Source organism: Cupriavidus sp. WKF15, assembly GCF_029278605.1.
Lineage (GTDB): Bacteria > Pseudomonadota > Gammaproteobacteria > Burkholderiales > Burkholderiaceae > Cupriavidus.
Genome location: NZ_CP119572.1, coordinates 1563099 through 1576733 on the forward strand (window position 1 = coordinate 1563099; position 13635 = coordinate 1576733).

Annotated in this window: 13 protein-coding genes; 3 read left to right on the top strand and 10 right to left on the bottom strand. The window is 67.2% G+C overall.

Going from position 1 to position 13635, the window contains the following annotated elements:
• Window positions 1–17: 17 nt before the first annotated feature.
• Entirely contained in the window at window positions 18–2042 is a 2025-nt protein-coding gene (locus tag CupriaWKF_RS07375; protein WP_276100320.1) for a sigma-54-dependent Fis family transcriptional regulator, read from the bottom strand.
• A gap of 286 nt (window positions 2043–2328) precedes the next feature.
• On the opposite strand from CupriaWKF_RS07375, the gene pedF reads away from it, so the two are divergent.
• Window positions 2329–2805 (top strand): cytochrome c-550 PedF, encoded by a 477-nt coding sequence (gene pedF, locus CupriaWKF_RS07380; RefSeq protein WP_276100321.1) that lies wholly within the window; start codon window positions 2329–2331, stop codon window positions 2803–2805.
• A 68-nt stretch (window positions 2806–2873) separates the two neighbouring features.
• Window positions 2874–3758, top strand: a complete 885-nt coding sequence (locus CupriaWKF_RS07385; RefSeq protein WP_276100322.1) for a transporter substrate-binding domain-containing protein — start codon at window positions 2874–2876, stop codon at window positions 3756–3758.
• A 46-nt stretch (window positions 3759–3804) separates the two neighbouring features.
• On the opposite strand, the gene CupriaWKF_RS07390 is transcribed toward CupriaWKF_RS07385, so the two are convergent.
• From CupriaWKF_RS07390 to dapC, 8 genes are all read right to left on the bottom strand, one after another.
• On the bottom strand, window positions 3805–4812 hold the full coding sequence (locus CupriaWKF_RS07390; protein ID WP_276100323.1) for a CAP domain-containing protein: 1008 nt from the start codon (window positions 4810–4812) through the stop codon (window positions 3805–3807).
• Between the two features lie 230 nt (window positions 4813–5042).
• A complete protein-coding gene (locus tag CupriaWKF_RS07395; protein ID WP_276100324.1) occupies window positions 5043–6293 on the bottom strand; it encodes an MFS transporter in 1251 nt (416 codons plus the stop codon).
• A gap of 80 nt (window positions 6294–6373) precedes the next feature.
• Window positions 6374–7267, bottom strand: coding sequence for a 50S ribosomal protein L3 N(5)-glutamine methyltransferase (gene prmB, locus CupriaWKF_RS07400; RefSeq protein ID WP_276100325.1), 894 nt, complete (start codon window positions 7265–7267; stop codon window positions 6374–6376).
• 43 nt (window positions 7268–7310) lie between these two features.
• Window positions 7311–8462, bottom strand: coding sequence for a succinyl-diaminopimelate desuccinylase (gene dapE / locus CupriaWKF_RS07405; RefSeq protein ID WP_276100326.1), 1152 nt, complete (start codon window positions 8460–8462; stop codon window positions 7311–7313).
• Between the two features lie 16 nt (window positions 8463–8478).
• Complete coding sequence (locus CupriaWKF_RS07410) at window positions 8479–8826, bottom strand: ArsC family reductase (protein ID WP_276100327.1); 348 nt, start codon at window positions 8824–8826, stop codon at window positions 8479–8481.
• Window positions 8827–8859: 33 nt separating this feature from the next.
• Entirely contained in the window at window positions 8860–9219 is a 360-nt protein-coding gene (locus CupriaWKF_RS07415; protein ID WP_276100328.1) for a hypothetical protein, read from the bottom strand.
• A 125-nt stretch (window positions 9220–9344) separates the two neighbouring features.
• Window positions 9345–10172, bottom strand: a complete 828-nt coding sequence (dapD, locus tag CupriaWKF_RS07420; protein WP_276100329.1) for a 2,3,4,5-tetrahydropyridine-2,6-dicarboxylate N-succinyltransferase — start codon at window positions 10170–10172, stop codon at window positions 9345–9347.
• Window positions 10173–10248: 76 nt separating this feature from the next.
• Complete coding sequence (gene dapC, locus CupriaWKF_RS07425) at window positions 10249–11448, bottom strand: succinyldiaminopimelate transaminase (protein ID WP_276100330.1); 1200 nt, start codon at window positions 11446–11448, stop codon at window positions 10249–10251.
• 177 nt (window positions 11449–11625) lie between these two features.
• On the opposite strand from dapC, the gene CupriaWKF_RS07430 reads away from it, so the two are divergent.
• Window positions 11626–12591 (top strand): DMT family transporter, encoded by a 966-nt coding sequence (locus CupriaWKF_RS07430; RefSeq protein ID WP_276100331.1) that lies wholly within the window; start codon window positions 11626–11628, stop codon window positions 12589–12591.
• Window positions 12592–12607: 16 nt separating this feature from the next.
• On the opposite strand, the gene CupriaWKF_RS07435 is transcribed toward CupriaWKF_RS07430, so the two are convergent.
• Window positions 12608–13435: a ferritin-like domain-containing protein gene (locus tag CupriaWKF_RS07435; RefSeq protein WP_276100332.1), complete on the bottom strand. Its 828-nt coding sequence runs from the start codon at window positions 13433–13435 to the stop codon at window positions 12608–12610.
• Window positions 13436–13635 lie beyond the last annotated feature (200 nt).

Here is a 13635-nt window from a genome sequence, read left to right on the forward strand (position 1 = left end):
CACTGAAACCGAAGGGATCAGCCCGGAGGTTGCGGCAGCCCGCGCGCCTCCTCCATCTTCCGGTAGATCGTATTGCGCGAAATGCCCAGTGCCTTGGCCGCGGCCGAGATATTGCCGTGGTGTGCGTTGACGGTGGCGACGATGAGCTGTGCCTCGACCTCGGCCAGTCGGGTCGGCGGCGTGCCCGCCTGCCCGGCGGGAGTCACGGATACCGGCATTCCCCGCAGCGCCTGCCCGCCGGGCACCGCCGCCGGCGCTTGCCGCTCGCGCAGGTCGTCCAGGAAATCGTCGGGCAGGTGGTCCTCGGTGATCTCGGCTTCGCCTTCGGCCATCAAACGCGCCGTGCGCAGCAGGTTGCCTAGCTGGCGCAGATTGCCCGGCCAGTGATAGCGGCGGAACAGTTCCATCACAGCGTCACCAATGCGAGGCGGTTCCCCGCCGGCCTGGCCCTGGTCCTGGCGCAGCAGCTTGCCCGCCACCACGTCGAGGTCGCTGCGCTCGCGCAGGGCCGGCAGGCGCACCACGAGGCCGTTCAGGCGGTAGTACAGGTCTTCGCGGAACTGGCCGCCGGCGACCATCTCGCGCAGGTTGCGGTTGGTCGCGCACACCACCATCACATCCACCTGGATCACCTTGCTGCTGCCCAGCGGCTGGACGGCGCGTTCCTGCAGCGCGCGCAGCAGCCGCCCCTGCAGGTGCAGCGGCATGTCGCCGATCTCATCGAGGAACAGGGTGCCGCCATTGGCCAGGAGCATCTTGCCGATGCCGCCCTTCTTGCGGGCGCCCGTGAAAGCGCCTTCCTCGTAACCGAACAGCTCCGACTCGATCAGGTTTTCCGGGATCGAGGCGCAGTTCACCGCGATGAAGGGCCCCGCGTGCCGCGGGCTGTCGGCATGGATGGCGCGTGCCATCAGCTCCTTGCCGGTGCCGGTTTCGCCCAGCACCATCACCGGTATGTCCTTGCCGATGACCTTGCGCAGCTTGCCGATCACGGTCCGGATCTGCGCGTCGCCGGTGTCCAGGTCGGCCAGCCCCTCGGCCCGGGCCGGGGTTGCATAGAGGCGGCGCGGCGCCGTAATGGCATCCGGGGTGCTCGCGGCCGCCGCGGCCGTGCCGGGCATCGAGGCGGAACTGGATTTCCATTCCGCGCGCGCGCTGACCTTGACGCCGCTCGGCAGCTGCAGTTGCACGATGCCGGCCGGCGCGCCGCGCACCGCGTCGAACAGCAGGGACATCGGCATCCCGAACAGCGAAGAAAAGGTATGCGCCTGCAGCGCCGCATTGGACATGCCAAGCTGGAACTGCCCGCTGCGGTTCGACGACAGGAAGCGCCCCCCGGGCGTGAACGAGACAATCCCTTCCACCAGCGTGCCCAGGAACTCCGCGCGCGAATGGAAGCGGATGCACACCATGTCGCGGAAGGCGTTGCCGAACAGCTGGTTCTCGATCATCTGCGCCGACATCCGCACCAGCGCCATGGTGTGCTTGTGGAAGCCGCGCTGGTCGCCCGTCACATCCAGCGCGCCCACGGTCTTGCCGTAGGGGTCGAGGATGGTCATGCACGAGCAGGTCAGGAACTGGTTGGCCTCCAGGAAATGGTCGGCGCCGTGGACCAGCGTGGCGCGGTTTTCGGCCAGCGCGGTGCCGATGGCATTGGTGCCGCGGCTCTCCTCGGACCAGTCCGCGCCCGCGCGCAGCGCCACCTTGTCGGCCCGGGCGAGGAAATCGTCGTCGCCCAGCGAGTGCAGGATCAGGCCGTCGGCGTCGGTCAGGATCACCATGCTCTGCGTATTCACGATCTGGTCGTAGAGCGTTTCCATCACCGGCAGCGCGTACGTGAACAGGGACTGGCTGCGTTCGATGCGCGTCTTCAGTTCGCTTTGCAGCACCGGGCAGAAGTCCGGCGACTCATACGGGCGCAGGCCATACGAGGCGGAACGCTGGTGGGCCAGGGCAATCAGTTCGGCGCGCTCTGGCTGGCCGGCCATATCGCCTGTATTGCCGGACGCGGCAGGGCGAACGGGTTCCGCTGGGATGGTCATGTCTGTGTCTCCTGTGGATGGTCGCCCGCAATCTTTGCGCGGGTCGCAGTCGACGCCTTCGTCGCCATGACCTGGCGTGGCGTCAACAGTGTTGCGTCATGTAGCAAAACGCTTGCCAGTATGTGGCATTCCGGGACACCGCCGTGGCGATGGTGCACTGCACTCGCCGGAGCAGGGGCCGAAAAGCCTGCTGCCAGGCGGTGCGGCGCCCGTTCCGGCCCGCTGGTATGGCTTTTGCGGAAATGGTGGCAAACAAAAACCTCATCCACCACTGTAGGAGACATCCATGAAAACGCAGCGCCGCCTGCTTGCCTTGCTTTCGCTATGTGCCGTGCTGGGCGCCACCCCGGCCGGAACCGCATGGGCCCACGGCGATGTCACGCCCCAAGCGGTCGATACCAAGTCCTTGCCGCAGCTTGGCGACGAATGGCGTCCGGACAACCCCTATCGCGGCAGCGAACAGCAGGAGGCCCAGCGGATCGGCAGCTCGGCCTACAACCAGAACTGCGCGCGCTGCCACGGCCTGGAAGCGGTATCCGGCGGCATCGCCCCCGACCTGCGCAAGATCGACGGCGATTGCATGTCGCTGGCCGATGCCAGGAAGAAGCAGGCCTGTATCAGCGAGATCTCGCAGTACTTCACCACCACCGTGCGCAAGGGCCGGACCCGCGATGGCCGTGTCTACATGCCGCCGTTTGACGGCGTGCTGAGCCAGGAAGCCGTGTGGGCGATCAAGACCTATCTGGAATCGCGGCGCGAGTAAGGCCGCGCAGTCCCGCAAGCGAACCCCATTTTTCAGATTCGTCGTTTCCCACGTTCAGGAGAAATTCCATGTCACCGAGGCCTTGTCCGACCCCGGCTGAGCCGGCCGGCACCCGGCGCAGGTTTTGCGGCGCCTTGCTGGCGGCCGGCGCGCTGCTCTGCACCCGGCCGGCGCTGGCGGACCTCGCCCGGATCCGCCAGAACGGTACGCTGAAGGTCGCGGTCTACAAGGGTTTGCCGCCGTTCTCGGCGGTCGCGGGCAGCCAGTACGCCGGCATCGACGTGGCCTTGGCCAGGGCCCTGGCCAGCGAGCTGGGCTTGCAGGTGTCGCTGTTGCCATTCGATGCCGACGATGACATGGCCGACGACCTGCGGTCGATGGTATGGCGCGGCCATTACCTCGGCTACGGCCCGGCGGACGTGATGCTGCACGTGCCGGTCGACCGTGCCTTCATGCGAGCCAACGACAAGGCCCTGATCTTCGCTCCCTACTATCGCGAGACCTTTGTGCTGGTGCGCGACCGCGAGCGGGTGCCGGACGTGCGCGGTCTGGAAGACCTGGCGGGCCAGGCCACCGGCGCAGCCGCCGGCTCGGCCGGCGCCAACGCCTTGTTGTCCGGCGCCGGCGGCGCCTTGCGTGACAGAGTGAAGATCTACCCCGAAGCCGACGACGCGCTGCGCGCGCTTTTTTCCGGTGATATCGCCGCTGCCATGGTGACCCGCGCGCAATACGAGAGCGCACTGAAAACCGCAAACCAGTCCGCTTCGCGCTTTGCCACGTCGGACATCGCTTCACCGCTGTTGCCGCCGCGCGGATGGGCCATTGGCATGGCCATCAAGGCCGGCGACCAGGCGCTGGCCGAATCGCTGGAAAACGCACTGGAGGCGCTGCGGCGCAAGGGCGAACTGGCCCGCATCTTCGCCAGCCACGGGGTGACATTGCAGGAGCCGTGAGGGCTGGGCGGTCCGCAGTCGGGCCGCCCTGGCGGGAGGATCCTGATCAGTACGCCGTAAAGCGCCAGGACTTGCTGATCGCCATGCCGTTCCGCGCCCCGACAAAGCTCGCGATATAGGCGCCCGCAGCGATGGGCTGGGTGGGGAGCAGGAACACCACGCCTCGATACAGGCCCGCGTCCGCGATAGCCGAAGCCACCGAGCCAGCCTTGGATTCGGCCGGCACCAGGATGCGAGCGGGCACGGATTCGCCGCGTGGGCCGGTCAGTGTGAAGCTTGAAACCGTCAGCACGTCACCCGGCTTTTCCACGTTGACCCGGAACATGATCGGGGTACCGGCGGTGGCCAGGTCGGGCGCCGGATTCGGGGTCTCGTCAGCCGGAACGAACAGGCCGTGGACGCTGGCGTTGTTGGGGGGGTAGTGAGCGCCAGTGCCGGGTGACAGTTGCTGGCCGCCCCATTGGGCGAGGCCATAGCCTCCGCTTCCTGCCGCGGTCACCACGCCAAAGTTTGCCACGCAGTAGTTGTCACGCATGGCGAGGCCGATGGTCTCCTGATTGCTGGTGATTCCCTGCAGGTGGTAAACGGAGTTCGCCAGCGAGGCAAGGCAGCGGCCGATATCGCCGTTGTAGGCATTCTGTCCGACCCATTGCTGGCGCGAGCCGCCCACGGCAAGCACCTGGTGGTACGGATCGGGGCTGGTGAAGCCAGGATTCCCGTAGATCTCCGTGTGGCTCATCACCGCATTGAGCTTCATGTACTCGAGGTGGTTTTCCGCCGCGGCGTCGAGCGCGGGGTCTTGCCGCAACGCGCCTACTCCCATGGCGATGCGCAGGGCGTTGAGGGCGTTGAAGAATTCGAGGCGAGGGTCGGTCCGGAGGTAAGAGGCCTTGCGTGTGCTTGCGGCGGCAGCAGCAGCGTGCTCCTTGCCGAGGGCCGGCGTACCGGACAGGTTTGCGACGATGGTTGGAGGGGTGGCACCAGCGCTGTCAATGCGGGCGCAAACCGCGACGATGGCGGACATCGCGGCGAATGCGAGGAGGCTCTTTCTCACGTTTTCCGGTTGTTTTTGGTCTGTACAAGCAGGGGCCCGGGGTCCGCATGGAACCCTGGCTGATCCGCTTCCGGAGGCTTAACGTAGAAGGGCGAGAATTCGTGTACAGGAGCCTGCATGCCTGCAGGCGGAAAGACTGGGTGCGTGGGTCGGGATCACCGTCGGCGCCCCCGCAGATGCATGAGCTTGTGGATTCGGGCGGCTGCGTTCTGGCTGATTGAAGCCCGGAACTAATGATTGCCTTGCGCCGGACTGAAGAAGTAGGGCACCAGCGCCGCAGCCACTAGCACGGCCGCCGAGAGGAAGATCGCGGCATACGTCGCGGGCTCGCCCCAGTGCCGCAGATGTCCGATATTGGCAATCAGCCCGTAGCCCCACGACGTGAGCGCGGAGCCAAGAAACACGAAGGTATTGAGCAACCCCAGCCCGCGCCCGCGCCTGGACGGCGGGATCAGGCCGCGGCCCTGCGCCATCACGAGCGGATGGAGCATGCCGATGGTCGAGAGCAGGGCCATCAGCGCCACGCCGCTGGCCACGCCGGGAGCGGGCCACAGCGTCAGCATCACGGCAGCGGACATCGACACGCAGGACCACGCGAAGATGGCGGTCTTGAGCGTGCTGCGCCGTACCAGCACGGGCAGCAGGAAGGCGGTGAGGAATCCGGCCACGCTCAGCAGCGTGAGCGCCACGCCGCGGGACGCCGAGCTGAGCCCGTAGACATCGGCGAGGTAAGGCCCGCTCCACGCGTTGCGGAACGCCGTGCCGGCGGCCATGGCCACGCACAGAGGGATCAGCAGCCACAGTGGCGCCAGCCCCAGCAGGCGGACGCTCTGCGTCAGCATCGACGGCCACGAGGCGCTGCGCGCCTCCGCGTGGCCGGTATCGCGCACGAAGCGCCAGACGCCCCACGCGGCGGCGACCATGCCCAGTGCCGAGACCGCCATCGACGGGCGCCAGCCCACGAGTTCGGTCGCCCAGCCCAGCGGCGCGGTCGCGCACAATGCGCCGACCATGCCCATGGCGTTCGATTTGCTGACCACGCGCGTGTAGTCGCGCTCGGAGAGCTGTTCCGAGGCGAAATGCAGCAGGCCCATGAATACGGGGGCGCAGGCCAGCCCAAGCCCGACCTGCGCCAACGTGGCTACGGTGCCGTTGGGCGCCGCGACGAACAGAATCGACGATACCGCGCCGACCGCCAGCAGCCCGGCCGTGGGCCTGCCCACGCCATAGCGGTCGAAGGCGATGCCGACCGGGATCTGCGCGACGGCGAAGGCAAGGAAGAACGAGGACGACAGGGCGCCGAAGCCAGCCGGCGACAGGCCGAAATCATGCTGCAGCTCGGGTGCCATCACCGCCAGGCAGGAACGGAAGAACTGGCTCAGCGCAAAGGCGAAGGTCAGTACGGCGATGCCGCGCACCGCGGCATGGCTGGCTGGAACGGTGCTGCCGCCAGGCAGCGCTTGGAGATCGTCTCCGGTCATTGTTCTTGTTATGGGTACTGCAGACTCAGGACATCACGACAGCGGGCGCGGCGGCTTGCCGCGCCCTGTGCCACGTCTGCTTAGCCGGGCAGCGCGTCATAGGTCAGCAGGAAGACCTGCTCGTCGCCCGCGCTGACGGGCAGCCAGACGATTTCCAGGTCCGGGAAGGCCGCTTCCACATTGGCGTGCTCGTTGCCGATCTCCACCACCAGCACGCCGCCCGGGTTCAGGCGTGCCTTGGCACCTGCAATGATCCGGCGCACCACGTCCATGCCGTCATCGCCGCCGGCCAGCGCAATGCGCGGCTCGGCCTGGTATTCGGGCGGCAGCGCCTGCATCGAGGCTTCGTTGACGTACGGCGGGTTGGTCAGGATTACGTCGTACGTGGCGCCCGGCGGCAGCGGCGCGTACAGGTCGCCCTCGAACAGGTGGATGCGGTCCTGCATCTTGTAGTCGGCCACGTTGCGGCGCGCCACGGCGAGCGCATCGGGCGAGATGTCGACCGCGTCGATCTGCGCATTGGGCCAGGCATGCGCGGCGAGGATCGGCAGGCAGCCGGAACCGGTGCACAGCTCGAGCACCGGACCGACGTCGATGGTGTCGCCAGTCCATGGCTCCAGCCCTTCCTGCAGCAGCTCGCCGATGAAGCTGCGCGGCACGATCACGCGCGAATCCACGTAGAAGCGCAGGCCGTGCATATACGCCTCATGCGTGATGTAGGCGGCCGGCACGCGTTCGTTGACGCGGCGGTCGATGACCTGCATCACCGCGTCGATTTCCTCGGGCAGCAGGCGCGCGTCGAGGAACGGGTCGAGCGTGTCGAGCGGCAGGTTCAGCGTGTGCAGCACCAGGTAGGCGGCTTCGTCGTAGGCGTTGGCGCTGCCGTGGCCGAACGACAGCTTGGCCGCGGTGAAGCGCGATACCGCCAGGCGCAGCAGGTCGCGCACGGTGCGCAGCGGGGAGGGAGTTGCCATGGTCGTGGAATCCTGTGGTCGAAAATAAGCGATCGGCAGGCGATCAGGCAATCAGCCGTTCCAGCACGCCACGGTAGACGTTCTTGAGCGGCTCGATGAAACGGACTTCGACGTTCTCGTCGATCTTGTGGATGGTCGCGTTGGGCGGGCCGAACTCGATCACCTGCGGGCAGATCTTGGCGATGAAGCGGCCGTCGGAGGTGCCGCCCGTGGTCGACAGTTCGGTCTTCACGCCGGTCTCGGCCTCGATCGCGGCCGACAGGGCGTCGGACAGCTCGCCGCGCGGCGTCAGGAACGGTTCGCCGCCGAGCGTCCAGTCCAGCGTGTATTCGAGCTTGTGCTGGTCCAGGATCGCATGCACGCGCGACTTCAGGCCCTCGGGCGTGCTCGCCGTCGAGAAGCGGAAGTTGAAGTCGATCGTGACGTGGCCCGGAATCACGTTGGTCGCGCCGGTGCCGCCGTGGATGTTCGACATCTGCCAGCTCGTGGGCGGGAAGTACTCGTTGCCCTGGTCCCATACCTCGGCGGCCAGTTCGGCCAGCGCGGGCGCGGCTTCGTGGATCGGGTTGCGGCCCAGGTGCGGGTAGGCGATATGGCACTGCACGCCCTTGACCACGAGCTTGCCCGACAGCGAGCCGCGGCGGCCGTTCTTGACCATGTCGCCAAGCGTGTCGACCGACGTGGGCTCGCCGATCACGCAGTAGTCCAGGCGCTCGCCGCGCGCCTTCAGGGCTTCGACGACCTTGATGGTGCCGTCATGCGCGGGGCCTTCCTCGTCGCTGGTGATCAGGAAGGCGATCGAACCGGCATGGTCGGGATGCGCCTTGACGAATTCCTCGACCGCCACGACAAAGCCGGCGATCGAGGTCTTCATGTCCGCCGCGCCGCGGCCGAACAGGCGGCCGTCACGGTGCGACGGCTCGAACGGGTCGGAGTTCCACTGCTCGAGCGGGCCGGTCGGGACCACGTCGGTATGGCCGGCAAAGGCCAGCAGCTTGCCGTTCTTGCCTTGCGTGCCGCGCTTGACGGCCCACAGGTTGGTCACGCGGAAATCGTCGGGGCCGCTGACGATGGCTTCGCAGGCGAAGCCGAGCGCCTTCAGGCGGGTTTCCAGCACGGCCTGGCAGCCTTCGTCCGCGGGCGTGACGGAGCGACGGCGGATCAGGTCTTCGGTGAGGGCAAGGGTGGCGGTCATGGGAGGACGGAGAGGTTCAGAACTGGCTGGCGTACTGGTCGGCGGAGAAACCCACCGAGACCCTGCCATGGTGCGCGAGCACCGGGCGCTTGATCAGCGAAGGGCTTTGCTGCATCAGCGCGATGGCGCCGGCCTCTTCCTCGGCGCGGGCCTTGTCGGCGTCCGACAGCGCGCGCCAGGTGGTGCCCTTGCGGTTGAGCAGGGTCGCCAGCGGCACGTGCTTCAGCCAGCCGCGCAGCATGGCTTCATCGACGCCTTGCTTCTTGAAATCGTGGAAGGTGTAGGCAACGCCGTTGGCGTCCAGCCAGTTGCGGGCCTTCTTGACGGTGTCGCAGTTCGGGATGCCGTAGAGCAGGACGGTCATGGCGTGTCGGGTCTTGTGCTGGGGTTCAGCGATTCAGCGGAAAAGCAGGTTCAGGGCGATCACCAGGCCGCCGAGGCCAAGCGCCACGCCAGCCATGGCCACGGTCGTCATCAGGCGCAGGCGGCGGTCCAGCCGTGCCGCTTCCTTGCGCAGCGCGTCGATGGTGATGGCATGCTGCTCGGCGAGCAATTTGACCGCCTCGGCCTGCTGCACGGCGGCGGCTTCCAGTTCCGCGATGCGTGCGGCCGGGTCGCGCGTTTCCGGCGCGCCGCCTTCCGTGGCGTCGTCCTTGCGCCGGCCTTTCTTGATCTTGTCGATGGTCTTGTTGGCCTGTTCGAGGATCGTGGGCAGGAGGGAGAGGACAGTGCTGACGGTGGTGGGATCCAGGGCCATGAGTCGCTTGCGGAGGGAAGGCACGTCGCGGGCGGTGTGGCGGAGCGGCGGGGTGATGCAAGGGATGGCCCGGCAGGCCGCCCCGCGCGTGGCGGAGCATGCCGGGCCGGGCCGGCCGCGGGCGATCAGTCGCCGCGCAGCAGGTCGTTCAGGCTGGTCTTGGCGCGGGTCTGCGCGTCGACCTTCTTGACGATCACGGCGCAGTACAGGCTGTACTTGCCATCCTTGGACGGCAGGTTGCCGGCCACTACGACCGAACCGGCCGGCACGCGGCCATAGTGGATCTCGCCGGTTTCACGGTCGTAGATCTTGGTCGACTGGCCCAGGTACACGCCCATCGAGATGACCGAGTTCTCTTCGACGATCACGCCTTCCACGACTTCCGAACGGGCGCCGATGAAGCAGTTGTCTTCGATGATGACCGGGTTGGCCTGCAGCGGCTCCAGCACGCCGCCGATGCCTACGCCGCCCGACAGGTGGACGTTCTTGCCGATCTGCGCGCACGAACCCACGGTGGCCCAGGTGTCGACCATGGTGCCTTCATCGACATAGGCGCCGATGTTGACGTACGACGGCATCAGCACGGCGTTCTTGGCGATGAACGAACCGCGGCGGGCCACGGCGGGCGGCACTACGCGGAAGCCGGCCTTGGCGAAGTCGTCGGCGCTCCAGTTGGCGAACTTGGTCGGGACCTTGTCGTAGAACTGGGCGAAGCCGCCGGCGCTCATCGGCGCGTTGTCTTCCAGGCGGAACGACAGCAGCACGGCCTTCTTGACCCACTGGTTGACGATCCAGTCCTTGCCTTGCTTCTCGGCCACGCGCAGCGTGCCGGCGTCGAGCTGGCCGATGACGTTGGCGACAGCCTCGCGGATATCGTTGGGGGCGGACTTGGGCGACAGGCTGGTGCGGTCTTCCCAGGCCTGGTCGATCAGGGCTTGCAGAGCTTGCGTCATTTGGGTTTCTTCAGTGGTTGTTTGGAGAAGGCGCGGCGGTCAGGCCGCGCCACGGTATGCGTTGGATCCCGACGGATCAGCCCAGCGACTTGCAGAATTCCACGATCCTGCGCGCGCCTTCCAGGCATTCCTCCGGCGTGGCCACCAGCGCCATGCGCACGCGGTTCGCACCGGGGTTGATGCCGCCGGCCTCGCGTGCCAGGTAGCTGCCTGGCAGCACCGTGACGTTCTGCGCGGCCAGCAGCCGCGCGGCGAACTCGACGTCGGTCAGGCCCGTGCGCGAGACATCGGCCCACAGGTAGAAGCCGGCGTCGGGCAGCGCCACGTCGAGTACCTCGGCGAGCATCGGTGTCACCTCGCTGAACTTGCGCACATAGGCGGCGCGGTTCTCGCGCACGTGCGCCTCGTCGTTCCAGGCGGCAATGCTGGCGGTCTGCACGGCCGGATTCATCGCGCCGCCGTGGTAGGTACGGTATAGCAGGAATTTCTTGAGCAGGGCGGCATCGCCGGCGACGAAGCCAGAGCGCAGGCCCGGCACGTTCGAGCGCTTGGACAGGCTTGAGAACATCACCAGCCGTTCAAAGCCGCGGCCCAGCTTGTGGGCGGCCTCGAGCGCACCCAGCGGCGCGCGGCTCTCGTCGAAGTAGATCTCCGAGTAGCACTCGTCCGAGGCGATCACGAAGCCGTACTTGTCCGACAGCGCGAACAGCTGCTTCCAGTCGTCGAGCGACAGCACCGCGCCGGTCGGGTTGCCGGGCGAGCAGACGAAGAGCAGCTGCACCTTCTGCCAGACCTCGTCGGCAATGCGGTCGAACGCCGGCGCGAAGTTGCGGGCCGGGTCGCTGTTCGCGAACACCGGCGTTGCGCCCGCGAGCAGCGTGGCGCCTTCATAGATCTGGTAGAACGGGTTCGGGCACAGCACCAGCGCGCCGGGGCGGGTGCCGTCGACCACGGTCTGCGCGAAGGCGAAGAGCGCTTCGCGCGAGCCGGTCACCGGCAGCACCTCGGTTGCCGCGTTGACCTTGGGCAGCCCGTACCGGCGTTCCAGCCAGGCGGCGATGCACTGTCGTAGTGCATCGGAACCGGCCGTTGTGGGATAATTCGCCAGCCCCGCCAGCGACCCGGCCAGCGCCTGCTTGATGAACTCGGGCGTGGGGTGCTTGGGCTCGCCAATGCCGAAGCTGATCGCCGGCTTGTCGGCCGGTTTCACTTGCGCGAAGAGCACCCGCAGTTTCTCGAAGGGGTAGGGCTGGAGCAGGTCGAGGCGCGGATTCACGTTCTGGATGGGGCCGGTTGAAACCCAGCATTATAAGGGCATGGCGCGCTTTCCCGCGCGATGGCGCGGCCCGCGCGGCGCATCCGGTGTGTGGATGCCGGGCATCACCGGCATGTGATGCCGCCGGCGGATGCGCGGGTTTTGCCTGTCAGGCCGGCCACCTGTAACGATTTTCAAATGACCAAGAATAATATTGCGGCGCAGCATGGCGCCGCCGACCGCCATTCGGTCAAGTCTTCGCTTTCGATCCTGATCGGTGCCTCGGTTTGGGGCATCGCCTGGTTCCCATACCGCGTGCTGGCTGGCTGGGGGCTGGGTGGCATGAGCGCCGCGGCGCTCGTGAGCAGCGCTGCGGCCATCGTGTCGCTGCTGGCATTCCGCAAGCAACTGCGCGGCATGCGCGCGTCATGGCTGTTCGTGGCGATTGGCCTGGCCGCGGGCGTGACCAACGCGGGCTTTGTCTGGGGCAGCGTGAACGGGCACGTCATGCGCGTGCTGCTGCTGTTCTACCTGACCCCGGTCTGGACCGCGCTGTTCGCGCGGGTGTTCCTGGGCGAACGGCTGTCGGCGGGCGGGCTGGCGCTGATTGCGCTCGCGTTGTCCGGCGCCGGCCTGATGCTGTGGACACCCGAGGTCGGCGTGCCCCTGCCGGGGAGTGCCGCGGAATGGTCCGGGCTGGTTGGCGGCATGGGCTTCGCCGTGAACAACGTGCTGTCGCGGCGGGCCGGGCAGCGGTTTCCCGATATGGATGCGCGGCTGCGCACGGTCGTGGTCTACCTGGGCTGTACGGCGGTCGGCGTGCCTTGCGCGCTGCTGCTCGATGCGCCATCGGCGGTGATCGTGCCAGGCGCGGGCGCCGCCGTGGCGGCCCTGGTGGCCGGGCTGGCGGCGGTGCTGGTGGTGAGCAATTCCGTGGTCCAGTATGGGCTGCAGCGCTTGCCCGCCAATCGCGTGTCGCTGCTGATGCTGTTCGAGATCGTGGTGGCCGCGGTGTCGTCCTGGTGGCTGGCAACCGAGACGCTGAGCTGGAAGGAGGCCGCGGGCGGCCTCTGCATCGTTGCCGCCGGCGCGCTCTCGGGGCTGGTGCATCGCAGTCGCCGCACACCGGAGGCCGTGGCGGCCGGCGCCGAAGCCGCGGCCTGAGCGGGACGGCTGCGGGTCAGTGGAGCATGACCCGCGACACGACGGCCACCAGCGGCCTGCGTACGGCGCGTTCCAGCGTGGCGTGCAGGTTCAGCGGCCGCAGCAGCATTTTCACGGTCATTTCCACGGGCAGATGGCGTCGGACCACCGCGCTGACGCGCGAGTTGAGCGCCCTGACTTCGTGTTCCGGGATGTCCTCTTGCCCGCGCTCCATGCGTAGCACATTGCGCAGCGCGATGGCTGCATCCTCGTTCTTGATTTCGAGCAGCCGGCGCGCCAGGGCGCCGAGCACCCTGGCGCGGCCAAGCCGCTCGGACTCGGCAAAGCGGTTGAAGAAGCGGTAGAAGTGCTTGTAGTGCCGGACCTCGTCGTTGGCAATGCGGCGCGTCAGGGTGCGCAGCACCGGTTCGTCGCTGGCCTGTTCCAGCGCACGGTAGTAGGCCGCCGTGCCGGTTTCGACGACACAGCGGGCGGCCATTTCCAGTGCCTCGGTCGGCTCGAACTGGTCGATGGAGCAGGTCTGGCTGTATTCCTCGAAAAAGCGTTCGTAGCCGCGTTCCCAGTCGAATTCCGGCCAGACATGCTCGACATAGCGGCGCAGCGCCAGGCCATGCTGCAGTTCCTCGGCTTCCCAGTGGTCGGACAGCCACCCGGCGGCTTCCGGCACCGCGGCGTAGTAGGTCGCAAGGTTGCCGGCGTAGGTGTCGGATCCGCTCTCGATAAACGATGCCGACACCAGCAGGTAGAACAGGTCGCGGTTGCCGCGCACGCGCTCGGACTGGATTGCCCCGTAATCAATCTCGCTGACAGACCACGGCAGGCTTGCCGCTGACGGCTGGGTCATGCTGGATCCTCCGCAAAGCGCCGGACGCCGCTTGCGACCTGTGGTCCGGAGAGCATTCGGCGTCACGCTGGCATGTCTGAGAGACTAGCATTTACCCTAGTTAGTTTCCCGGTTGTTACATAACTGTTGCGATATGGCCTTTGGGCGGGCGCTCGAGAGGTGCTTGCAGAGACGCTCGTAAATGACTGTCCGCAAAGGGA